General features: G+C 72.5%; 20 protein-coding genes and 1 tRNA gene. 8 read left to right on the top strand and 13 right to left on the bottom strand.

Features of this window, described 5'->3' with window-relative positions:
• The first annotated feature begins 54 nt into the window (after positions 1–54).
• From ACIBZJ_RS04160 to ACIBZJ_RS04140, 5 genes are all read left to right on the top strand, one after another.
• Complete coding sequence (locus tag ACIBZJ_RS04160; protein ID WP_395925263.1) at positions 55–1,290, top strand: transcriptional regulator; 1,236 nt, start codon at positions 55–57, stop codon at positions 1,288–1,290.
• Positions 1,291–1,361: 71 nt separating this feature from the next.
• The gene (locus tag ACIBZJ_RS04155) at positions 1,362–1,832 is read left to right on the top strand and encodes a (2Fe-2S)-binding protein (protein WP_395925261.1); all 471 of its coding nucleotides are present in this window, start codon (positions 1,362–1,364) and stop codon (positions 1,830–1,832) included.
• Positions 1,829–4,324, top strand: coding sequence for a xanthine dehydrogenase family protein molybdopterin-binding subunit (locus tag ACIBZJ_RS04150; protein ID WP_395925259.1), 2,496 nt, complete (start codon positions 1,829–1,831; stop codon positions 4,322–4,324). Before ACIBZJ_RS04155 ends, ACIBZJ_RS04150 begins: the two co-directional genes overlap by 4 nt.
• Positions 4,321–5,169, top strand: coding sequence for an FAD binding domain-containing protein (locus ACIBZJ_RS04145; protein WP_395925257.1), 849 nt, complete (start codon positions 4,321–4,323; stop codon positions 5,167–5,169). Before ACIBZJ_RS04150 ends, ACIBZJ_RS04145 begins: the two co-directional genes overlap by 4 nt.
• Positions 5,170–5,173: 4 nt before the next feature.
• Positions 5,174–5,941, top strand: a complete 768-nt coding sequence (locus ACIBZJ_RS04140) for an SRPBCC family protein (RefSeq protein WP_395925255.1) — start codon at positions 5,174–5,176, stop codon at positions 5,939–5,941.
• 7 nt (positions 5,942–5,948) lie between these two features.
• Here ACIBZJ_RS04140 and ACIBZJ_RS04135 read toward each other — a convergent pair whose 3' ends face one another.
• Positions 5,949–7,127: an FAD-dependent oxidoreductase gene (locus ACIBZJ_RS04135; protein ID WP_395925253.1), complete on the bottom strand. Its 1,179-nt coding sequence runs from the start codon at positions 7,125–7,127 to the stop codon at positions 5,949–5,951.
• A gap of 60 nt (positions 7,128–7,187) precedes the next feature.
• Positions 7,188–7,868: a TetR/AcrR family transcriptional regulator gene (locus ACIBZJ_RS04130; RefSeq protein WP_395925251.1), complete on the bottom strand. Its 681-nt coding sequence runs from the start codon at positions 7,866–7,868 to the stop codon at positions 7,188–7,190.
• A gap of 64 nt (positions 7,869–7,932) precedes the next feature.
• Between ACIBZJ_RS04130 and ACIBZJ_RS04125 the strand changes: the two genes are divergently transcribed.
• Positions 7,933–8,349 (top strand): rhodanese-like domain-containing protein, encoded by a 417-nt coding sequence (locus tag ACIBZJ_RS04125; protein WP_395925249.1) that lies wholly within the window; start codon positions 7,933–7,935, stop codon positions 8,347–8,349.
• Between the two features lie 38 nt (positions 8,350–8,387).
• On the opposite strand, the gene ACIBZJ_RS04120 is transcribed toward ACIBZJ_RS04125, so the two are convergent.
• The 5 genes from ACIBZJ_RS04120 to ACIBZJ_RS04100 form a co-directional block, all read right to left on the bottom strand.
• On the bottom strand, positions 8,388–8,624 hold the full coding sequence (locus ACIBZJ_RS04120; protein ID WP_395925247.1) for a hypothetical protein: 237 nt from the start codon (positions 8,622–8,624) through the stop codon (positions 8,388–8,390).
• A gap of 64 nt (positions 8,625–8,688) precedes the next feature.
• Complete coding sequence (selB, locus tag ACIBZJ_RS04115) at positions 8,689–10,548, bottom strand: selenocysteine-specific translation elongation factor (RefSeq protein ID WP_395925245.1); 1,860 nt, start codon at positions 10,546–10,548, stop codon at positions 8,689–8,691.
• Positions 10,536–11,855 (bottom strand): L-seryl-tRNA(Sec) selenium transferase, encoded by a 1,320-nt coding sequence (selA, locus tag ACIBZJ_RS04110; RefSeq protein WP_395925243.1) that lies wholly within the window; start codon positions 11,853–11,855, stop codon positions 10,536–10,538. The genes selB and selA overlap by 13 nt, the downstream gene beginning before the upstream one ends.
• A gap of 52 nt (positions 11,856–11,907) precedes the next feature.
• A tRNA-Sec gene (locus ACIBZJ_RS04105) sits at positions 11,908–12,000 on the bottom strand.
• 37 nt (positions 12,001–12,037) lie between these two features.
• The gene (locus tag ACIBZJ_RS04100) at positions 12,038–12,718 is read right to left on the bottom strand and encodes an NADPH-dependent F420 reductase (protein WP_395925241.1); all 681 of its coding nucleotides are present in this window, start codon (positions 12,716–12,718) and stop codon (positions 12,038–12,040) included.
• Positions 12,719–12,774: 56 nt separating this feature from the next.
• Between ACIBZJ_RS04100 and selD the strand changes: the two genes are divergently transcribed.
• The gene (gene selD / locus ACIBZJ_RS04095; RefSeq protein ID WP_395925239.1) at positions 12,775–13,761 is read left to right on the top strand and encodes a selenide, water dikinase SelD; all 987 of its coding nucleotides are present in this window, start codon (positions 12,775–12,777) and stop codon (positions 13,759–13,761) included.
• On the opposite strand, the gene nrfD is transcribed toward selD, so the two are convergent.
• The 3 genes from nrfD to fdh are packed head-to-tail and all read right to left on the bottom strand — an operon-like array spanning position 13,701 to position 18,897.
• Entirely contained in the window at positions 13,701–14,735 is a 1,035-nt protein-coding gene (gene nrfD / locus ACIBZJ_RS04090; protein WP_395925237.1) for an NrfD/PsrC family molybdoenzyme membrane anchor subunit, read from the bottom strand. The genes selD and nrfD overlap by 61 nt on opposite strands.
• Positions 14,732–15,628 carry a 4Fe-4S dicluster domain-containing protein gene (locus ACIBZJ_RS04085; protein ID WP_395925235.1) on the bottom strand — a complete coding sequence of 299 codons (897 nt, stop codon included), beginning with the start codon at positions 15,626–15,628 and terminating at the stop codon, positions 14,732–14,734. The genes nrfD and ACIBZJ_RS04085 overlap by 4 nt, the downstream gene beginning before the upstream one ends.
• Positions 15,625–18,897: a formate dehydrogenase gene (gene fdh, locus ACIBZJ_RS04080; RefSeq protein ID WP_395925233.1), complete on the bottom strand. Its 3,273-nt coding sequence runs from the start codon at positions 18,895–18,897 to the stop codon at positions 15,625–15,627. Before fdh ends, ACIBZJ_RS04085 begins: the two co-directional genes overlap by 4 nt.
• 227 nt (positions 18,898–19,124) lie before the next feature.
• Between fdh and ACIBZJ_RS04075 the strand changes: the two genes are divergently transcribed.
• On the top strand, positions 19,125–20,708 hold the full coding sequence (locus ACIBZJ_RS04075; protein WP_395925231.1) for a methyl-accepting chemotaxis protein: 1,584 nt from the start codon (positions 19,125–19,127) through the stop codon (positions 20,706–20,708).
• Positions 20,709–20,754: 46 nt separating this feature from the next.
• Here the strand turns inward: ACIBZJ_RS04075 and ACIBZJ_RS04070 are convergent, their stop codons facing one another.
• The 3 genes from ACIBZJ_RS04070 to ACIBZJ_RS04060 are packed head-to-tail and all read right to left on the bottom strand — an operon-like array spanning position 20,755 to position 22,543.
• Positions 20,755–21,573: a mycofactocin-coupled SDR family oxidoreductase gene (locus tag ACIBZJ_RS04070; protein WP_395925229.1), complete on the bottom strand. Its 819-nt coding sequence runs from the start codon at positions 21,571–21,573 to the stop codon at positions 20,755–20,757.
• 41 nt (positions 21,574–21,614) lie between these two features.
• On the bottom strand, positions 21,615–22,106 hold the full coding sequence (locus ACIBZJ_RS04065) for a universal stress protein (protein WP_395925226.1): 492 nt from the start codon (positions 22,104–22,106) through the stop codon (positions 21,615–21,617).
• A complete protein-coding gene (locus ACIBZJ_RS04060; RefSeq protein ID WP_395925224.1) occupies positions 22,106–22,543 on the bottom strand; it encodes a MarR family winged helix-turn-helix transcriptional regulator in 438 nt (145 codons plus the stop codon). Before ACIBZJ_RS04060 ends, ACIBZJ_RS04065 begins: the two co-directional genes overlap by 1 nt.
• Positions 22,544–22,586: the final 43 nt, after the last annotated feature.

The following is a 22,586-nucleotide window of genomic DNA, read 5'->3' as shown; positions in this document are numbered from 1 at the left end:
ACTCCTCGGATGTTAACGTCGCCGAATTGCGGACCAGGGACATCGGAGTTCCGGATGGCGGACGACATTCTGCAGGCGCGCCGGGTGCAAGCCATGTGCGCCTGGACGACGTTCATCGAGCACGGCGACGTGGCGGCCGAGGTCCGTCCGGAGATCCTGCTGAGCTGGGGGCGCGCCCGCAAGGCGCTGGTTTCCGCCGACGTCGAGGCAGCGCCGATGGCGGACGAGTCCGAGACCCACGCGGTCTGGCACGACAGCCCGCTGCAGACCGCGGTCGAAGCGGTCGAGTCCGAGCTGCGCCGGACGGCCGAAGACGGCGATCTGGTGATCGCGGTGACTGATCCCAACAGCCGGATCCTCTGGACGTACGGCGGGCGGGTGATGCGGAACAAGGCCGAGACCGTGGGCTTCCTGCCCGGCGGGCGCTGGGACGACGAGTCCGTCGGTACCAACGCGCTGGACCTGGCCAACCGGCTGGACGCGCCGTCGATGGTGTTCAGCGCCGAGCACTACGCCCGGGTCGTCGGCAACTGGGTGTGCTGGGCGGCGCCGGTGCACGACCCGGTGTCGGGCCGGCGGCTCGGCGTCCTCGACCTGTCGACGACGTGGGACCGCACCCACCCGATCGGGCTGGCCACCGCGCGGGTGATGGCCCGGCTGATCGAGACCGCGATCCCGTACTCGCACGACCACCCGGCGGCGCAGCCGGAAGTGAACGCGGAACCGGGGCTCGTCATGACGCTGCTGGGCACCGCCGAGACCTGGTTCGACGGAAACCGCCTGCTGCTCAACCGGCGCCAGACCGAGATCCTGGCGCTGCTGGCGCTGCACCCCGAGGGCCTGTCGCTCGAGCAGCTGCACGCGATGGTCTACGGCGACCAGGCGGTCACGTTCTCCACGCTCAAGGCCGAGGTCAGCCATCTGCGGCGGACGCTCGGCGGCCAGCTGGCCTCGCGTCCGTACCGGCTGCTGATGCCGACCGCCACCGACGTGCAGCACGTGCTCGCGCTGATCCGGGGCGGGCACGTCTCGGCCGCGGTCGAGGCCTACGGCGGCGACCTGCTGCCCGGCACGAACTCGCCGGCCCTGAGCGAACTGGCCGATTACGTCGCCGTCGCGCTGCGCGAAGCGCTGCTCGCCGACCCGCAGCCGGACGCCGTGCTGCGCTACAGCCAGGAGCTGGCACCGTACGACCGCGAGGTCGTCGAGTCCTGCCTCGACCGGCTCGACGCCACGCCCGACCCCACGATCCCGCTGCTCAAGGCCCGGCTGGCGGTGGCCGACCGCTGAGCGGTCGCAGCCCAACCGTCCGCCAACCCCCGCGCTCCTACGGTGACCTGACTCACACCGAGGGGAGTGTCATGACCCGGATCAGCCTCACCGTTGACGGCGCGAAGGTCTCCGACGACGTCGAGCCCCGCACGTTGCTGGTGCACTATCTGCGCGAACAGCTCGGTAAGACCGGCACGGTGGTCGGCTGCGACACCAGCAACTGCGGCGCGTGCACCGTTCATCTCGACGGGCGCAGCGTGAAGTCCTGCAACGTGCTGGCCGTCCAGGCCGACGGCGCCGAGGTGACCACCATCGAGGGGCTGTCGAGCAACGGGCAGTTGCACCCGGTGCAGGAGGCGTTCCGGGAGTGCCACGGCCTGCAGTGCGGCTACTGCACGCCCGGAATGATCATGCAATCGGTCGACCTGCTGAAGGACAACCCGACGCCCACCGAGGAAGAGATCCGGCACGGGCTGGAAGGGAACCTCTGCCGCTGCACCGGCTACCACAACATCGTCAAAGCCGTGCAGTACGCGTCGGAGAACGGGGGCGCCCAGTGACCGCCCTCGACGACCGTCCCACTGCCGAGATCGGCCGCGACCGGCGCCGCAAGGAAGACCAGCGGCTGATCACCGGCCGTACCCGCTGGACCGACAACATCCAGCTGCCGGGCATGCTGCACCTGGCCATGGTGCGCAGCCCGTTCGCCCACGCGCGGATCGTCAGCATCGACACGTCGGCCGCGAAGCAAGCGACGAACGTCGTCGCGGTCATCACCGGGCAGGAGGTCGCGGAGGAGCAGGGCGCGCTGCCGAACGCGTGGCCGATCACGCCCGACCAGGTCGCGCCCGCGCACCCGCCGATCGCGGTGGACCGGGCGACGTTCGCGGGCGAGATCGTCGCGGTCGTCGCGGCCCGCAGCGCGGCCGAGGCCCGCGACGCCGCCGAGCTGGTGGACGTCGAGTACGAGGAGCTGCCCGCCGCCCTCGACCTGAAGGACGCCGCCGCCGCCACCCCGGAGAACGGCGGTGTGATCGCGCACCCCGACCTGGGCACGAACAAGTCCGCGCTGTGGGTGTTCGACTCGGCCGCGGCCGGCACCGGCGGCGACGTCGAGGCGGCGATCGCCAAGGCCCGCACCGACGGGATCGTGCTCGAGCGCGAGTACCGGCAGCAGCGGCTCATCCCGGCGTTCATGGAGCCCCGGTCGTGCGTCGTCGACCCGACCGGTGAGCAGATCACGATGTGGTCGGCGACCCAGATCCCGCACATCCTGCGGTTCCTGCTCGCGGCGGTCACCGGGGTCTCCGAGTCGAAGATCCGGGTGATCGCCCCGGACGTCGGCGGCGGGTTCGGCGGCAAGCTCCAGTCGACGCCGGAGGAGTTCATCGTCTTCCTGCTGGCCCGGCGGCTCGGCAAGCCGGTGAAGTACACCGAGACCCGCTCGGAGTCGCTGGTCTCCGCGCACCACGGCCGCGACCAGTGGCAGAAGCTGACGCTCGCGGCCGAGCGGGACGGCACGGTCACCGGGTTCAAGGTCGAGCTGCTCGCCGACCTGGGCGCGTACGTGGCGCTGGTCGGCGGCGGCGTTCCGGTACTCGGCGCGTTCATGTTCAACGCGATCTACAAGTTCCCGGCGTACCACTTCGCCTGTCAGACCGTGCTGACGAACAAGACCTGGACCGACGCCTACCGGGGCGCCGGCCGGCCGGAGGCCACGTTCGGCATCGAACGGATCATGGACGAGCTGGCCGCCGAGGTCGGGGTGGATCCGCTGCAGATCCGGCAGAAGAACTGGATCACGCACGAGGAGTTCCCGTTCACGACCGTGGCCGGGCTGACGTACGACTCGGGCAACTACGAGGCGGCGACGGCGCGGGCCCGCGAGATGTTCGGGTACGACGAGTTGCGGGCCGAGCAGGCCGCCCGGCGCGAGTCCGGTGACCCGGTCCAGCTCGGTATCGGCGTCTCGACGTTCACCGAGATGTGCGGGCTGGCGCCGTCGCGGGTGCTGGGCACGCTCGACTACGGGGCCGGGGGTTGGGAGGCCGCCAGCGTCCGGATGCTTCCCACCGGCAAGGTCGAGGTCGTCACCGGTGCCTCTCCGCACGGTCAGGGCCACGAGACCGCGTTCAGCCAGATCGTCGCCGACCGGCTCGGCGTCCCCTTCGAAGACGTCGAGGTGCTGCACGGCGACACGCAGGTGTCGGTGAAGGGCCTGGACACGTACGGGTCACGGTCGCTGGTCGTCGGCGGCGAAGCCGTCGTGCGGGCGGCGGACAAGGTGATCGAGAAGGCCAAGGTCATCGCCGCGCACCTGCTGGAAGCCTCCGAGGGCGACATCGAGTTCTCGGCCGGCCGGTTCGCGGTGCGGGGAACCGACCAGGGCGTCGGCATCGCCGAGGTCGCACTGGCGACGTTCGCCGCGCACAACCTGCCGGACGGGGTGGAACCGTCGCTGGACTCGGACGCGGTCTACGACCCGGTGAACTTCAGCTTCCCGCACGGCACGCACCTCTGCGCGATGGAGGTCGACACCGAGACCGGTGAGCTGACCATGCGCAAGTACGTCGCCTGCGACGACATCGGGAACGTGATCAACCCGCTGATCGTCTCCGGGCAGGTGCACGGCGGGCTGGTGCAGGGAATCGCACAGGCGCTGTGGGAAGAGGCGGTGTACGACGAGTCGGGCACGCTGGTGAGCGGGTCGTTCGTGGACTACCTGCTGCCGACGGCGGCGGACACGATCAGCTTCGACATCGACCACACGACGACGCCGGCCACCAGCAACACGCTGGGCACGAAGGGCGTCGGCGAGGCCGGGACGATCGCGTCGACACCGGCCGTGGTGAACGCGGTGGTGGACGCGGTGCGCCACCTGGGAGTGAACGACGTGCAGATGCCGTGCACGCCGGAACGGGTGTGGAAGGCGATCCAGGGTGGCGATCCGGCGACCAGGGGTGCGGCGATGCCGCACTTCGGGGACGCCGACGGCGCGCAGGGCAATCAGGAAGAACCGGGCGCGCAGAGCACGGAAGGGGCGGCGCAGTGATTCCCGCGCAGTTCGATTACCTGGCTCCGACCAGCCTCGAAGAGGCCGTCGCGGCGCTGTCCGAGCACGGCGACGACGCGAAGATCCTGGCCGGCGGGCAGAGCCTGCTGCCGGTGCTGCGGATGCGGCTCAACGCGCCGGAGGTCGTGATCGACCTGGGCCGGATCCCGTCGTTGCGGGGTATCCGCGACGAGGGCGACGCGATCGTGATCGGGGCGATGACCCCGCACTACGAGGTCGACGCGTCCGAGCTGGTGGCGTCGCACGCGGCGTTGATCAGCGCGGCGGTGAAGCACCTGGCCGACGTGCAGGTGCGGCACCGCGGGACGTTCGGCGGGGCACTGGCGCACGCCGACCCGGCCGGCGACCTCGGCGCGCCGGTGCTCGCGCTGGACGGCCAGTTCGTGATCACCGGTCCGGGCGGGACCCGGACCGTGCCGGCGTCGGAGTTCTTCGTCGGACTGTTCGAGACCGCCATCCAGGACGACGAGATCCTCACCGAGGTCCGGATTCCCAAGCACACCGGCTGGGGAGCGCACTACGAGAAGTTCGTGCGGATCGCCCACCAGTGGCCGATCGTGGCGGTGGCGGCGACCGTGCAGGCGGACGGCGGATCGATCGCGGCGGCGAAGATCGGGCTGACGAACATGGGCTCGACGCCGCTGCGGGCGTCGGCGACCGAGGCGGCGCTGGCCGGCGCGGGCCTGGACGCGGTGCCTGCGGCGGCCGCGCACGCGTCCGACGGGACCAGCCCGCCGTCCGACCTGAACGGCGACGCGGAGTACCGGCAGCACTTGGCGCGGGTGCTCACCCGGAGGGCCGTGCTCGCGGCGGCGGGAGCGTGAGCAGGTGGAGCTGAAGCATCAGTTCCGGGTGCCGGCCGATGTCGACCACACGTGGGCCCACTTCCAGGACGTCGCCGGGCTGGCCGGGTGTTTCCCCGGGGCCGCGGTGTCGTCGGTGGAAGGGGACGAGTTCACCGGGTCGTGCAAGGTGAAGCTCGGGCCGATCGCGCTGGTCTACAACGGCAGCGGGACGTTCAGCGAGCGGGACGCGGACGCGCACCGGCTGGTCGTGGAGGCGAAAGGGCGGGACAAGCGCGGGAACGGGACCGCGTCCGCGACCGCGGCGCTGACGATGTCGGCGGCAGCGTCGGGCGGGACCGACATCGAGGTCGTGACCGAGCTGACGATCACCGGGAAGCCGGCGCAGTTCGGCCGCGGCCTGATCCAGGACGTCTCCGACAAGCTGCTGGGACAGTTCGTGTCGTGCCTGGAGCAGCAGCTGAGCGGCGGCCAGGAGGCCGCCGACGCGCCGGACCCCGGTCCGGCCGAGCCGGCGGGCTCGGCCGGAGCGGGATCCACGACCCCGGACCCGGCCGGGTCCGGTAGCCCGGCCGGGTCCGGCAGCTCAGCCGGGTCCGGCAGCTCAGCCGGTTCTTCGGCCGGGTCTCCGGGGACGCGGGTCGGGCCGCGGCCAGTTCCGGCGGAGCCGGAGGCGCTCGATCTGGGCGTCACGGTGCTGCCGCTGCTCGCCCGGCGGTACTGGAAGCAGGCGGTGGCCGCCGGCGCCGTGCTGGTGCTGATCGTCCGCCTGATCCGGAGATCCCGGCGGTGACCGCGGGCTAAGCCGGGCCGCCTCCGGCGAACATCGTGAGCAGGCCGTGGGGGGCGTCGTCGCGGAAGCAGATTTCCAGGCCGGCGGCGGCCTCCGCGGCGGCGTCCTCACTCCGGGCGAACATCGGCTGCTCGTACGCGGCCAGCGCGGCCTCCGGGTCGCCCGGGTGGTCGACGATCGCCCGCCCGAGTTCCGCGCCGTCGAACAGGGCGAGGTTCGCGCCCGCCCCGGCGAACGGCGACATCAGGTGGGCGGCGTCGCCGATCAGCGTGACGCCGGGGACGCGGTCCCAGCGATGGCCGATCGGCAGCGCGTTGATCACCCTCGGCACCAGCGGGCCGTCGGCCTCGCTGATCAGCCCGCGCAGTTCCGGCGCCCAGCCGGAGAACTCCTCGAGGAGCACGGCCTTGGCCCGGGCCGGGTCGCCGAAGCCGGCGCCGGCGGCCCAGTCCTGCGGCTTCCGCAGCGCGGCGTAGACGTGCAGGCTGTCGTCCGTCTCGCGGTGCGCGAGGAAGCCCCGGCCCGGGCCGAGCGCGAACAGCATGCCGGCGCCGACGACCGCGGCCGGCCCGGCGTGCTCCTGGTCGGCCCCGGTGTGCTTCTGGTCGGCCGCGGTGTGCTTCTGGTCGGCGACGTGCAGATCGATCTCGACGAACGAGACGCCGGAGTAGTGCGGCACGGCGTCCGACACCAGCGGCCGGATCCGCGACCAGGCGCCGTCGGCCCCGACGAGCAGGTCGGTGACCACGGTCGAGCCGTCCGACAGGCTCAGCTCGTGGCGTCCGTCACCGAGGGGGGCCGCGGCCGTGACCTTGTGGCCCCAGCGGATCGTTCCCGCCGGCAGCGAGTCCAGCAGGAGCTGCCGCAGGTGCCCGCGGTCGATCTCGGGCCGATCGCCGTCGCCGTCGTCGGGCTCGTCGAGGTGGACGACGCCGTGCCGGTCGAGGACCCGGGTGGCCTCACCACCGCGGTGCACGCGTGCCCGGAACCCGTCGTAGAGCCCGGCGGCGCGGAGCGCGAGCTGGCCGTCGTCGGCGTGGATGTCGAGCATGCCGCCCTGGGTGCGGGCGTCCGGCGAGTCGTCGAGTTCGTAGATGGTGGCGGCGAGGCCGTGGACGTGCAGGACGCGGGCGAGTGTCAGGCCGCCGAGACCGGCGCCGACGATCGCGATGGTGGGATCGTGCACGATGTTCCTCCTCGGAACGAGTTCGTAACGAACATGTTCGTCAACGGCACGCGAACCGGCTCAGGCCGGCGTGCCGGCGACTCCGTTGATGAGGGCGGTGAGCGTCCACCGCAATTTCTGCTCGGGGGTGCCGGAGAAGAGGTCGTCGCGGTGCCGGGCGATCGCCGGGTACTCGCGGCCCGGGGCCCGGCCGATCGCCTCGGTCAGGCCGTCCCACTCGCGGTCGCTGTCGTCGGACTCGTCGCGGGTGGCCTGCTCGGCGGCGGTGGCGGTGGCGTACTGCAGGAGGACGTCGAATCCCCAGGACGCCTGCCGGGGCGGCACCCCGAGAGCGTCGAGCAGGGCGATCGTGGTGTCGATCAGCCGGAGGTAGTTCGGGCCCGACGGCCAGAGCGCGAGCACGGACCGGGCCAGGCTCGGGTAGCCGAAGAGGAGTCCGGTGTAGGCCGTGAGCAGGTCGGTCAGGGCGCCGCGCGGATCCTTCGTCGTGGCCGGGTCGGGCATCGGCAGGTCGGCGAGGAGTGCGTCCAGGACGGCGCCGTGCACCTCGGCCATGTTCTGCAGGTAGACGTAGAGCGAGGACGGGCCGGTGTCGAGCTCGCCGGCCAGGCGTCGCATGGTGACCTTCTCCAGGCCCTCCTCCCGCAGGATCCGTAGCGCCACGGCGACGACACCCGCGCGGCTGAGCGGCGGTTTGGCCGGTCGGTCGCGGCGGCTGGCCGGAGTGCGGCGGGGAGGCATGAACACGATCGTAACGAACGCGTTCGTTCTGTCAAGTGTGGGAGCGGCGGGGCAGAATGGGCCCGTGTCACTCACTCGGCGCGCGGACGGCGTGGACGTACTGCTGGCGAAGGCCCGGGCCGACCTGGAGCGGGTGACTCCCGCTCAGGCTCGCGACGCGATGGCCCGCGGCGCGCTGCTGGTCGACACGCGGACCGAGACGCAACGCGCGGAACAGGGCGAACTACCCGGCGCGATCGTGATCGACCGGACCGTCCTGGAGTGGCGGCTCGACCCGGCCAGCGGCGTCAACATTCCCGAAGCGGCCGGCTACGACGTCGAGGTCGTGGTCGTCTGCCGCCAGGGCTACAGCTCCGGCCTCGCCGCCGCGAGCCTGCGCGCGCTGGGTCTGTGGCGGGCCACCGACCTGATCGGTGGCGTCGAGGCCTGGGTCGCGGACGGGTTCCCGGTCACCGACGGTCCGGCGGACGTCCGGCGCTGAGCGCCCGCAGCGCGTCGCTCGTGGACGATCGGTGGTGGCTACCGGCTGCGCAGCCGGAGGACGAACCAGGTGATCGTGCACATGAAGACGAACGTCGCGACGCCCAGGACCGAACCGACGAGTAACGCCTCGGGGACGTTCACGGTGGCCGAGTACGTGTCGGCCGCGCGGGAGCCGCCGAGCACGATCGCGACCGCATAGAGCAGCGGGCTGCGCTGGTCGAGGACTTCGCGCGCGAACTGGGTGACCGTGAGGCGGTCCGTCCGGGGGGTCATGTCACTGACGGTAATCGGGCTCCGAGACGCTCGGCCGCGTTCGTGAACAACGTCTCGACGTGTATCAGCGGGGGTCTCCGGTGCTCGCGATGACCTCGCGGCGGTCGTCCGGGAGACGGCGAGTGCGGAGCGTCCGGTCGAGATGAGCGAGCAGCGGGAGCACCACCCGGCGGCTGGTGCCGAGAGCCTGGCGGGCCTGGCTGGTGGTGAAGGGCTGGGGCAGGCGGGCGAGGATCCCGGCGGCCCTGGCGTCGGCGCCGGGAAGCACGACGACGGTGTCGGCCAGACGCAGGATCGCCCCGGCGCGTTCGGCCGCGGCGAGTTCACGAGGGCCCAGACCGAGCGCGGTGAGCCGGTTCGTCTCCGGGGCGCCGAACGGCGATTCGCGCAGATCGGCCCGGAGCGTGCTCAGTGCCGCGGCGACCGGAGCGGGCAGTGTCGCGGGGGCGTCGCGGTCGACGACCCGACCGTCGCGGATCGTGAGCGGGGCTTCGACGAGCGCGAGCAGGATCGTGCGGTCGGGCAGCCCGAGCGCGGCGGCGGCCTCGGCCACCGCCGGGCCGGGATCGAGTGAGCCGGTCGCCCGGTGCTCGGCGACCACCTCCCGCAGGCGTGCACGCAGCTCCGCGGCGTGATCGGCCTCGACGACCCACTCGGCGGTGCGGACGGCGCCGGGTGGGGGAGCAGCACCCAGCCCGCGCAGCTCGGCCGCCCGCACCAGCCGTCGCTGCCGCAGCAGAGGCGCCGCGCCGGTGCGGCCGGTGGCGACGAGCGCGGCCAGGTCGGCGGCGCGGGCGGCGGCGGCGCCTCGGCGGGTCAGCGGGGGCGGAGCGGTGTCGAGCACGGTGACCCGGCCGATCACGCGGTGTCCGCCGGGGTCACGGAGCAGCCCCCGGTCGTGCGCGCGCAGTGGCACCGGCCCGGACAGCACCAGCCGCGCGAACCGCGCCCGGTCCGCTACCCCCTCCGTGGTCGCTACCCCGTCCGTGGTCGCTACCCCGTCCGTGGTCGCGGCCCGGTCCGCGGCCGGGTGCAGGGGGCGCATCCGGACGGGTACGGCGGCGGAGCCGAGGTGCAGGACCAGCGACCCGGGGGCCTTTGCCGGGTCGTCTCCGTCGACGCGGACGTCGATCACCGACGACGTGTCCCAGTGCCCCGGCGTCAGCAGGGCATCACCCCGGTGGACGTCGTCCTTGTCGATGTTGCGCAGGTTCACCGCGACCCGGGCCACCGCGCTCACCGTCTCGTGGGGTACGCCGAGCGCCTGCAGCCCGCGGATGTGCACCGTACGCCCGTTCAGCGACAGCTCGTCTCCCGTGCGGAGCGTCCCGGCGCTGAGCGTGCCGGTCACCACCGTGCCGCTGCCCCGGATCGTGAACGCCCGGTCGACCCAGAGCCGCACCGGCGCGTCGGCGTCGGGCGCGGGCAACCGGGCCACCAGCTCGGTGAGCCGGGCCCGCAGCTCGTCGAGGCCGGCTCCGGTCGTGGCGCTCACCGCCACGGCCGGCAACCCGGCCAGCGACGTCCCGCGCAACCGCTCCGACACCGACGTGATCGCCGGCCCGGGCGGGGCCAGGTCGCTGCGGGTCACCGCGAGCACGGCGTGCGACACCCCGAGCGCGTCGAGCGCCGCCACGTGCTCCGCGGTCTGTGGCATCCACCCGCCGTCCGCCGCCACGACCAGCAGCGCCGCCGGTACCGGCCCGACGCCCGCCAGCATGTTCGGTACGAACCGCTCGTGGCCCGGCACGTCGACGAACGCCACCTCGGCCCCGCCGGGCAGCCGCGTCCAGGCGAACCCGAGGTCGATCGTCATGCCCCGGCGCCGCTCTTCTGCCCACCGGTCCGGTTCCATCCCGGTCAGTGCCCGGACCAGCGTCGACTTGCCGTGGTCGACGTGCCCGGCCGTCGCTAGGACGTGCATCCGTCGCCCGTCGGCACGGTGTCGGCCACCGTGTGAACGGCGGCGCGCAGGATGTCGTCCGCAGCGGGAGGGAGGCAGCGCAGGTCGAGCAGGAGAGCGCCGTGTTCGACCCGGCCCACCACCGGCGGGTCACCCGCGCGCAGTGGCGCGGCCCAGGCGGCGGGGAGCACGACGGCGGCCGAAGGGAGCACCACCCCGGGGGCGCCGCCTCCGCCGACGACGCCGTCGCTCGGGCCGGCCTCGGCCGGGATGCCGTCCGCACGCAGCGCTGCGGCCAGCGTCTCCGCCCGGACGCGCAGCGACGTCTGGTCCACGTGCAACGCGGTGGCGGTGGGGGTCTCCGGGCCGGTCAGGGTGGCTTCCAGGGCCGCCAGCGTCAGCTTGTCCACACGCAGGGCCCGCGCCAGCGGATGACGGCGCAGCCGCTCCACGACCTCGGCCGAGCCCAGGAGCAGCCCGGCCTGCGGGCCACCGAGCAGCTTGTCTCCGCTGGCGGTCACCAGTGACGCCCCCGCGCGCAGCGCCGTGGCCGCGTCCGGCTCCGCGGGCAGCAGCGACGACGGCGTCAGCAGCCCGGACCCGATGTCGACGACGACGGGTGCCTCCAGCGAGGCCAGCGCGGCGACGTCCACCGAGGACGTGAAGCCGGTCACCACGAAGTTCGACGGGTGCACCTTCAGCACGAAGCCGGTCGACGGGCCGATCGCCGACCGGTAGTCGGCCAGCGTCGTGCGGTTGGTCGTGCCGACCTCACGCAGGCGGGCGCCGGTCGACTCCAGCAGGTCGGGCAGCCGGAAGCCGTCACCGATCTCGACGAGTTCGCCGCGGCTCACCACGATCTCCCGGCCCGCGGCGAGCGCGGTCGCGGCCAGGACGAGTGCGGCCGCGCCGTTGTTGACGACGTGCACCCCACCCGCGTCCGGGACCGCGGCGGCCAGCGCCGCCAGAACCGCACGACCGCGGCGGGCCCGGCGGCCGGTCTCGAGATCCAGTTCGACGTCGGTCGCGCCGGCGGCGGCCCCCAGCGCCTCGATCGCGGCCGCGGAGAGCACGGCCCGGCCGAGGTTCGTGTGGAGCACCACGCCGGTCGCGTTGAGCACCGGCCGGAGCGACGTGGCCCGTGGCGGCAAGCCCCGCACGGCCTCGGCGACCACCTCCGCCGGCGGGATCAGCCCGGCCCGTGCGCGGGCCTGCGCCGAGACGACCGCGGCCTTCACCCGCGGACGGCCCAGCCGCTCGACCGCCCCGGCCAGCTGCGGGTCGGCCAGTGCCGCGTCGGTGCGCGGGATGAGTCGGCGAGGATCCACGCCGACCACACTAGGCCCGGGCAACGACGACACCCGGGCCGGAGCTGATCGGCGGAGGCGGACGGGAATCGAACCCGCCTGACCGAGATCCTCGGCCACTACGGTTTTGAAGACCGCGGGGGGCACCAGCCACCCGAACGCCTCCCTGCCGGACGCTCGAAGGCTAGCCGAACGCTCGAAGGCTACCGGTCGCGGTATCGCACGGCTTCGGCCAGGCGCGCCTTCAGCTCGTCGGCGCCGGCGTGGTGGCCCGCGCCCTCGAAGTCCTTCTCCGGCCCGGCGTACGGCGTCACGTATGCGGCGGTGTCACGCTGGAACCGCCAGCCCTCGGCCAGCGGACCGGCGTCGTAGGCGTCGTATCCGATCGAGTCGAGGAACTCGGTCACCGTGCCCTTCGCCCCCTCGTTGTCTCCGGCGATCGGCAGCGTCGAGCGGCCCTCCTCACCGGCCTGCCCGGCGAGGTGCCGGAAATAGATGTTGTTGAACGCCTTCACGACGAACGACTCGGGCAGGTGCGCCTGCAGCAACTCGCTGGTCGTGGTCGACTCGTCGTCCAGCGCAGCGATCCGGCCGTCCCGCTCCGGGTAGTAGTTGTTCGTGTCGATGACGACCTTGCCGCGCAGCGGCTCCACCGGCACCTCGCGGTAGGCCTTGAGCGGGACCGTCACCACGACGAGGTCGCCGATCGCGGCGGCCTGCACCGCGGACGCGGCCCGGGCCCGCGGACCGATGCTCTCGACCAGTTCGGTCAGCGTCTCCGGGCCGCGGCTGTTGCTGAGCACGACGTGATGGCCCGCGCCGACCGCCAGCCGGGCGAGGGTGCTGCCGATGTTTCCGCTGCCGATGAATCCGATCGTCGTCATGTCAGGCGGAAACCGCCCGGCGGCGAAGCCCATTCCCCCGGAATAGGGTGGGTTTCATGTACCGGCTGACTCAGTACGCCCACGGCGGCGGTTGCGCCTGCAAGATCCCACCCGGCGAGCTGGAGGAGGCGGTCAAAGGGCTCATCGGAACTCCGGTGGACTCCGACCACGAGCTGCTGGTGGGCCTCGACGACGGTGACGACGCCGCGGTCGTCCGCACGCCGGCCGGCGCGGTCGTCGCCACCGCCGACTTCTTCACCCCGGTCGTCGACGACCCGTACGACTGGGGCCGCATCGCGGCGACGAACGCGCTGTCGGACGTCTACGCGATGGGCGGCCGCCCGATCGTCGCGGTGAACCTCCTCGGCTGGCCGCGGGACGTGCTGCCGTTCGACCTGGTCCGCGAGGTCCTCCGCGGCGGCCTCGACGTCGGACGCGCGGCCGGGTGCCACGTCGCCGGTGGGCACAGCGTCGACGACCCGGAGCCGAAGTACGGCATGGCGGTCACCGGCCTCGTCGACCCGGCGCGGATCCTGCGCAACGACGCCGGCGCGCCCGGTGTCCCGCTGACGCTCACGAAGCCGCTCGGCATCGGCGTCCTCAACTCCCGCCACAAGCAGACCGGCGACGTGTTCCCGCAGGCCATCGAGGCGATGACGACGCTCAACGACAAGGCGTCGGTCGCCGCGCTCGAAGCCGGGGCCTCGTGCGCGACCGACGTCACCGGGTTCGGGCTGCTCGGTCACCTGCACAAGCTGGCCCGGGCCAGCGGGGTCACCGCCGAGATCGAGGCCGCCGCGGTGCCCTATCTGGACGGCGCGCGCGACGCCCTGCGCGACGGCTTCGTGAGCGGCGGCACGCGGCGGAACCTCGACTGGGTCCGTCCGCACCTCGACGCCGGCCGGGTCTCGGAAGACGAGGCCCTGCTGCTCGCCGACGCCCAGACGTCCGGAGGCCTGCTCGTCGCCGGCGAGCTCCCCGGCTACCCGGTGATCGGCCGGCTGGTGGCGGCGGAACCGGGCGTCTCGCTCCGGCTCCGCTGAGCCAGCGCCTCGCGCTGGGGGCCGACGACGTATTTCGGGTCCTCGGTGGACGCGACGCCCGCGTGGAAGACGCCGAGGCGCTGGCAGAGGCTGCCGGCCAGCAGGGCGGCACCGGAGACCACGGCGGCGGTGCGGGAGCGCCGGGCGAGCAGCGCGGCACCGACCGCGCCGCCGATCGTCAGCGCCTTCGCCGCGGTGAAGTAGCGCCTCGGCTTCTCCTCCTGGATCGCACCCTCGACCAGGCCGAGCCGGCCCTCCATCCGGTGCGACGCGGCCAGCTCCAGCCCCGCTCCGAGCACCGCCAGCCGCCGCGCCGGGCCGGCCTGGTCCGGGGGCGCGACGATCATCCCGAGGCCGGCGCCGCTCGCGGCGGCGCTGCCGACGAAGAGGAACGGCAGCTCGTCCTTGGCGGTGTTCCAGAACGGCACCGCGGTGTGCGAGATCAGCACCGCGGTGTACGACGCCACGGCCGGGGCGATCGCCGCCGCGGCGAGCCCCGACGGCCGGGCCACGAGCTGGGCGAACCGCTGCAGCCGGGGCCATCGCGACGGCACCAGCTCGGACACCGCGGCCGCGCCGAGTGCTCCGCCGAACGCGCTCAGCGCCCAGGTGCCCATGCTCATCGGCGACGTCGGTTTGACCACCCGCAGCATGTGGTGGAACCGCTCCGGGCGGCCCAGGTCGACGATCAGGTAGTACGTTCCGGCGCTCAGCGCGGCGAGGCCGCCGAGTCGTCCGCCGCGCCGCAGCGCCGGGCGGTCGGTGAGGTCCGCTCCGGCGGCCAGCAGCGCGGATCCGGCCGCGAGCCCGCCGAGGAAGAAGTAGTAGGCGATGTCTTCCTTCCACACCGGCGCCTTCAGCACCGGCCGCCCGTAGTACGACCGGAACTCCGCGCGCGGCACCATCGACTGTTCCCGGCCGCCGTCACCGCCGCGCCTCCCGCCGCCGCGCCGACGACCCTCCTGCGCGCTCACCGCTTCCCTCCCACGAAGGCCGCGACGGCCGCGCCCACCAGGCCGAGGCCGGCCAGCCCGGCGGCCTTCCACATCCGGCCGGCGTCCCGGGTCGGGACGTGGGGGTCCGGCGGCAGGCCGTACACCTCGGGCTCGTCCAGGAGCAGGAAGAAAGCGCCGTCGCCGCCGACCCCGTCGTCGGGGCTCTCGCCGTACAACCGCGCTTCCCGGACGCCGTCGGCGTGCAGCGCCTCGACCCGCTCGGCGGCGCGAGCCCGCAACTCGTCCAGATCGCCGTATTGAATGGAGTCGGTGGGGCAGGCCTTCGCGCAGGCGGGCTCCTGGCCGTCGCGCAGACGGTCGTAGCAGAGCGTGCACTTCCACGCGCGCCCGTCACCCTCGCGGCGGTCGATGACGCCGTACGGGCAGCCCGACACGCAGTAGCCGCAACCGTTGCAGATGTCGGGCTGGACGACGACGGTGCCGAACTCGGTGCGGAACAGCGCGCCGGTCGGGCAGACGTCGAGGCAGCCGGCGTGGGTACAGTGCTTGCAGACGTCCGAGGCCATCAGCCAGCGGAAGTCCTGCCGGGTCTCGGCGCCGGAGCCGTCGCCGGGCCGGGAGAACGCGGGCATCCCGATGTCGACCGGCGTCTGCTCCACCGGCTCCCGGGCCGCCGGGGGTGACTGTTCGATGAAGGCCACGTGCCGCCACGACTCCGACGACAGCATCCCGGTGTTGTCGAACGACATCCCGAGCAGGTTGAACCCGTCCTCGGGGACGTCGTTCCACTCCTTGCAGGCGACCTCGCAGGCTTTGCACCCGATGCACACCGACGTGTCGGTGAAGAACCCCTTGCGTGGTGGCGGGTCGACGTATCCGGCGTCGGCGGCCGGGCTTCCGGAACGACTCACGGATCCGTCCTCTCCACGTGTGCCGGTCCACCGGTCTGCACGTGCGTCCCCGTCTCGACGGTGATGCCCGCCCGCTCACGGTAGTTCCGGACGTACTCCAGCAGTGCGGGTCCGCGCGGACGCCGTCCCGCCCGCACGTCGCAGGTGGCCACCTTCGACTCCTGGATCAGCACGTTCGGGTCCAGCGCGATACCGAGCAGGTCGTTCGCGGCGTCGCCGGTGACCAGGCCGGTCGAGCCCCAGTGGTAGGGCAGCCACACCTGGTGCACGGTCCGGTCGAGCACCCGCAGCGGCCGCATCCGATCGGTGATCATCACGCGCGCCTCGATCGCCGTCCGCGCGGTGACGATCGTCGCCCAGCCCAGGTGCTCCAGCCCTCGTTCCGCGGCCAGTTCGGGGGAGACCTCGACGGTCAGCGCCGGCTGCAACTCCGCCAGGTACGGCAGCGTGCGGCTCATCCCGCCCGCGGTGTGGTGCTCGGTGAGCCGCGAGGTCGTGAGCACGAACGGGAACACCTCGGAGTGCTTCTCCGGCGGAGACGGATTCGCCAGGTTGCCGGGATCTCCGGTCCGGCCGTAGACCTTCCGGGTCGGGTTGGCGGCCTGCCGGTAGAGCGCGTTCGGGAACGGCGACTCGTGCGGCTCGTAGTGGGTCGGCAGCGGCCCGTCCTGCAGGCCGCTGGGCGCGAACAGCCAGCCCTTCCCGTCGGCCTGCATGACGAACGGGTCGTCACCGCGCAGTGCCTCGACGCCGGTCGCGTCCGGGTCGGGTACGTACGACGGCGGCTTGGTCTTCTCGAAGTCGGGGACGTCGTGGCCGGTCCACTCGCCCTTCTCCTCGTCCCACCAGACGTACTTCTTGCGCTCGCTCCAGGGCCGGCCCTGCGGGTCGGCGGACGCGCGGTTGTAGAGGATGCGCCGGTCGTACGGCCAGGCCCAGCCCCACTCGTGTTCGACGTGCGGGGTGCGGCGGTTGGCCCGGTTGACCCCGCCCGCGTAGACGCCGGAGTAGATCCAGCACCCGGATGCCGTCGAGCCGTCGGCCTTCAGATCCAGGTAGCCGTCGACGAGCTGACCGGTCCGCAGGTCGTAGCCGTTTATCGCCTTGAGCACCGACTCGGCGTCGGGCTCGTCGCCCTTGACCCCGTAGCTCCAGTTCAGGTCCTGGATCGGCCGGTCGCGCGGGTCGGTGGAGGTCGCCAGCCGCTCCTTCAGGCGCCGTCCGAGCTGGTAGAAGAACCACAGTTCCGACCGCTGGTCACCCTGCGGCTCGGTGGCCTTCTCCCGCCACTGCAGCATTCGCTGGGTCTGCGTGAACGAGCCGTCCTTCTCGGTGTGTGCGGCGGCCGGGAAGAAGAACACCTCGGTCCGGCACTCCTCGGTCACGATCTCGCCGGTTTCGATCTCCGGCGAGTCCTTCCAGAACGTGGCGCTCTCGATCATCGCCAGGTCGCGGACGACCAGCCAGTCTAGGTTGGCCAGGCCGAGCCGCTGGAGGCGGCCGTGCGCGGAGCCCACCGCCGGGTTCTGGCCGAGCAGGAAGTACCCGCTGACCTTTCCGTCCACCATGTCCATCACCGTGCGGTAGGTGCCGTGGTCGCCGGTCAGCCGGGGCAGGTAGTCGTAGCAGTAGTCGTTCTCGGCCGTCGCTGCCGCGCCCCAGTACTCCTTGAGCAGCGAGATCGTGTAAGCGTCGGCGTGGGCCCAGAAGCCTTTCTGCTTGTCGCCGACGATGCTGTCGACGAACGTCTTCAGGTCGGTGTGCGTACCCGCGCTCGGCATCGGCAGGTACCCGGGCAGCAGGTTGAACAGCGTCGGGATGTCGGTCGAGCCCTGGATGCTCGCGTGGCCGCGCATCGCCATGATGCCGCCGCCGGGACGGCCCATGTTGCCCAGCAACAGCTGGATGATCGCCGCGGACCGGATGTACTGCACCCCGACCGTGTGCTGCGTCCAGCCGACCGCGTACACGACCGCGGTCGTGCGCTCGCGCCCGGAGTTGGACGTCCAGGCGTCGCAGACCTCCTCGAAGGCCTCCCGGGGCACTCCGCAGACTTCCTCCACCAGCTCCGGCGTGTACCGGGCGAAGTGTCGCTTGAGGAGCTGGAACACGCAGTTCGGGTCCTGCAGCGTGGGGTCGGTCGGCGGGTGCGTCGGACCGTGCAGCGGCGGGCCGCCGGACTCGTGCTGCAGCCCGGTCGCCTGCTCCTTGGCCTCCGCGCTGCTCTGGTGCTCGGCCGCGTGGTCTTCCTCGGCGCCCTGGTACTGCCACGACGTCATGTCGTAGCTGGCCGTCTCCGGGTCGTAGCCGCTGAACAGCCCGTCCAGGTCTTCGGCGTCGCGGTATTTCTCGCTCACCAGAGTGGCCGCGTTCGTGTACGCGGCGACGTACTCGCGGAAGTCCTTGTTGTTGCTGAGGATGTAGTTGATGACGCCGCCCAGGAAGACGACGTCGCTGCCGGCCCGCAGCGAGACGTACTGGTGCGCCAGCGCGCTCGTCCGGGTGAACCGCGGGTCGACGTGGATGATCCGCGCGCCGCGGTTCTTGGCCTCGACCACCCACTGGAAGCCCACCGGGTGGGCCTCGGCCATGTTCGAGCCCATGATGACGATGCAGTCGGCGTTAGCCAGGTCCTGCTGCGTGTTGGTCGCGCCGCCGCGCCCGAACGAGGTCCCCAGACCGGGGACCGTGGAGGAGTGTCAAATCCGGGCCTGGTTCTCGATCTGGATCGCGCCCGCGGCCGTGAACAGCTTCTTGATCAGGTAGTTCTCTTCGTTGTCGAGGGTCGCGCCGCCGAGGCTGGCGAGGCCGAGCGTCCGCCGGACCGAGTGGCCGTTCTCGTCGGTGTCTTGCCAGCCGCGCTGCCGGGCGTCCAGGAACCGGTCGGTGACCATGTCCATGGCGGTGTCGAGGTCGAGCTCGGTCCAGCCGGTCGCGTACGGAGCCCGGTAGAGGACCTTCTGCTCGCGGTGCGCGCCGGTGACCAGCTGCTTGCTGGCCGAACCCTTGGGGCACAAGCGACCGCGGCTGTGCGGAGAGCCGGGATTGCCCTCGATCTGCACGACCTTGCCGTCGGTGACGAACACGTTCTGGGCGCAGCCGACCGCGCAGTACGGACAGACCGAGTGTGCGACCCGGTCGGCGTCGCTGGTGCGTGGCGTCAGGTTCTTCGAGCGCGGGGACTGCGTCGCCGCGCCGCGGCCTAGAGGATCGGGTCCGGTGAGCTGGCGGTAGACCGGCCAGCTCTCGAACCACTCACGGACGCCCACGGACGCCAGAATGCCACCGGTCGTGCGGGCCAAACCTGCCGGGGCCGGTGTTCCGGATCACGCGGCCGCGCCGCCGGGTGTCGCGGTCGGCCGGTCCCTCGCCGGGCCGGTGGCGCCGACCGGCGCGTACAGGCCGGACCGGGCGACGCTGAGGCGCTCGATTCGTCTCAGGGAGACCGGCGAGGTGCCGATTCGACAACAAACCGCCGTTTCCGAAGGGGCTGACGATGAAGTTCGGCAATCTGCCGGTGTCCCGGAAGCTCCTCGCCGTCGTTTCCGTGGTGTGCGTCCTGCTGCTCGTCGTCGGAGTGGTCGGGCTGATGCAGCTGGGGCGCGCGCAGGACCGGATCGAAGGCATGTACCGAGACTCGCTGCAGGCGGTGTTCGAGCTCGGCACGGTCGACAGCCAGTTCCGCGAGGCGCGGCTCCAGCTGCTGAACCTCCTGATCTCGTCGGACGCGGCCGGGATGGCAGCCGCGCGGACGGCGATGGCGGCGGCCGACGCGGACCTGGACAAGAACTGGGCCGCCTACACCGCGACCGACATGATCGGCCGCGAGAAGGCCCGGGACGCGTTCGCCACCGCGCTGGCCTCGTACCGCGAGGTCCGGGACAGTCAGCTGGTACCGCTCGCGGTCGCGAACGAGGACGTACAGTTCCTCACGCTGCGCGACGCCAAGGCCGCCCCGCTGGCGCGCAGCATGCAGGCGGCGCTGCAGGACCTGCGCACCATCGAGGACACCGACGCGGCGTCGACGATGGAGGCGGCCAAGAGCGCGTACGCCTCGGCCCGGACGCTGATCATCGGGCTGATCGTGCTCGGAATGCTGGTCGGGACGGCGCTGGCGCTACTCGTCGGCCGGTCGATCGCCCGCGGGCTCGGACGCACGGTCTCGGTGCTGGAGGGCATGGCGCAGGGCCGGCTGGACCAACGCGTCGAGGTCACCACGTCCGACGAGATCGGCCGGATGAACTCGGCGCTCAACATCGCCAACGACCGCCTGGCGGCGGTGCTGCGTGACGTCGACGGCAACGTGTCGGCGCTGGTCGAGGCGTCCGCGGAGCTCACGACGACCGCCACCCAGCTACGGGGCAATGCCGACGAGTCGGCGGCGCGCGCGGAGTCCGCGTCCTCGGCGTCGGAGACGATCACGCAGAACATCCTCACGGTCGCGAGCGGCTCGGACGAGATCGGCGCGTCGATCGCCGAGATCGCCCGCAACACCAGCGAGGCGGCGTCGGTGGCGTCCTCGGCGGTGCAGTCGACCGCCCAAACCGAGTCGGTGCTGCGGCAGCTCGGCGACTCGTCCGAGGAGATCAACACCGTGGTACGGCAGATCACCGCGATCGCCGAGCAGACCAACCTGCTCGCGCTGAACGCGACGATCGAGGCCGCGCGGGCCGGCGAGACCGGCAAGGGGTTCGCGGTCGTCGCGAACGAGGTCAAGGACCTCGCGCAGGAGACCGCGCGGGCGACCGAGGACATCGCCGAACGCGTGTCGGCGATCCAGCGGGACTCGTCGGCGGCCGTCACCGCGATCGCCGAGATCACCGACGTCATCAACCGGATCAACGACGCCCAGAGCACGATCGCGGCCGCGGTCGAGGAGCAGTCGGCGACGACGACCGAGATGAGCCGGAACGTGAACGAGGTGGCGACCCGGTCGCGGGACATCAGCGACAACGTGTCCGGGGTCGCGGACATCGCCGCGCAGACCACGCAGGGGGCGGCTACGGCCGCCGACACGGCGACCCGGCTCACCGGGATCGCGTCGGCGGTCCGCACCAGCCTCGCCGGCCTGCAGTACTGAGGCGGCGATCCTGCGGTACCGGTGGGCCGTCCGGCAGGGCTGGGGGCTATTTCGCGTTGAACCCGGCGTCGACCGGCAGCGTCACGCCGGTGACGTAGCGGGCCTCGTCGCTGACCAGCCACGCGATCGCGTTGCTGACGTCGATCGCCTCGACCATCGGCACCGGCATCAGGTTGCTGACCGCGTCGCTCATCGCGGTCGGATCCGCGAACATCGCGGCCATCACGTCGTTGACGATCATCGGCGTGTTGACGCCGGTCGGGTGGATCGAGTTGACCCGGATGCCGAGCGGGCTGAGCCAGTTGGTGAACGTCCGCATCAGCCCGACGACGCCGTGCTTGGCGGCGGCGTAGGCCGAGCTGCCGCCGCCGCCGTTGCCGCCGGTGCCCTTCAGACCCTGGGTGGAGCTGGTGAGCACGACCGAACCGGCGCCCTTCTCGATCAGGCTCGGCACCGCGGCGGTCACCGTGTTCCAGACGCCGATCAGGTTGATGTCGATGACGTCGCGGAACGCCTGCTCGTCGGTCGTGCCGGTGGCTCCGAAAGCCACGATCCCGGCGTTGGCGACGATGATGTCGACCGGACCGAGCTGCGCCTGCCCGTCGGCGACGGCCGACTTCAGTGCGGCCAGGTCGCGGACGTCGGCGCGGACGGCGTGGATCCGCCGGTCGAGCGCCTCCACCTGCCGCACGGTCTCCTGCAGGTCGTCCGGCGTGGCCATCGGATACGCGACGGTGTCCACCTGCGCGCACAGGTCGACGGCGATGATGTCGGCGCCCTCCCGGGCCAGGCGGATCGCGTGGCTGCGGCCCTGCCCGCGGGCGGCGCCGGTGATGAAGGCGACTTTGCCTTCGAGTGTTCCCATGAGCTTCTCCTCGGACCGGGGTGGCGCCCGGGCATCGAGCGTCAAGGGACGATCGTGACAGGCCAGTTGCGACGGCGGACCAGGCGGACGGCCAGCGATCCGGCCAGGCGGGAGCCGATTCGCGTGGAGGTGCCGACGATCAGCGCGTCGGCGTGGTGTTCGGTGGCGGCCGCGGCCAGTGCCTTGAGGCGATCGCCGTCCCGGACGACGAGCCGGACACGGACGCCCCACTGCTCGGCGAGGTGCGCCACCTCGCACCGCAGCGCGGCGACGACCGCGTCGCGCGCCTCGTACGCGGCCTGGGCGAGCAGGCTCGACGCGCCGGCCGCGGCGCACGCGCTCCAGCCGAGCGCGGCCGAGCCCGGCTCCCGGACGTGCACCGCGACCAGCGTGCTGCCGTTCCGGCGGGCCAGCCCGGCGGCGTAGGCGAGCGCCCGTAACGCCGAGGGGGAGTCGTCGAGCCCGACGACGATCGTGCCGGGGCCGTCGGTGCCGAGCTCGAACGCCTCCGGCTCGGGCCCCCACGAGCCCATCACGCACTCCGGACCGGCGTGTCGGCGCGCACCAGCCGGCCGAGCGCCGGTAGCGCCGCCGCGATCGCCGCGCGGTCGTCCTCGTCGAGGCGGCTCAGCAGCGTGTCCAGTGTGGCCGCGTACCCGGCCTGCGTACGGGCGAGCTGCGCCCGGCCGCCGTCGGTGAGCTCGACGAGGACCCCGCGTCCGTCGTGCGGGTCGGGGACCCGCCGCACCAGATCGGCCCGCTCCAACCGACCGACCAGCTGCGTCATCCCCGGCTGCGACGCCCGCTCGACCCGGGCCAGCTCGCTGATCCGGCCGGAGCCGCCGGCCTCCAGCCGCCGCAGCACCGCCAGCGCCACCAGGCTGAGCCCGTCGGGCGCGTCGGTCTGCCTGACGACCCGGATCAGCTGCGCGAGTACCGGCATCAACTGCGTCCCGGCGGTGGCATCCATAACGTGATTATGCACTCTCTCCATAACCTCGTTATGCTCTTAT

Origin of the sequence: Cryptosporangium sp. NPDC051539 (assembly GCF_044454545.1) — a bacterium.
Classification (GTDB): Bacteria; Actinomycetota; Actinomycetes; order Mycobacteriales; family Cryptosporangiaceae; genus Cryptosporangium.
Note: the sequence above shows the minus strand (reverse complement) of the source record. Positions and strands in the feature narration are given on the sequence as shown.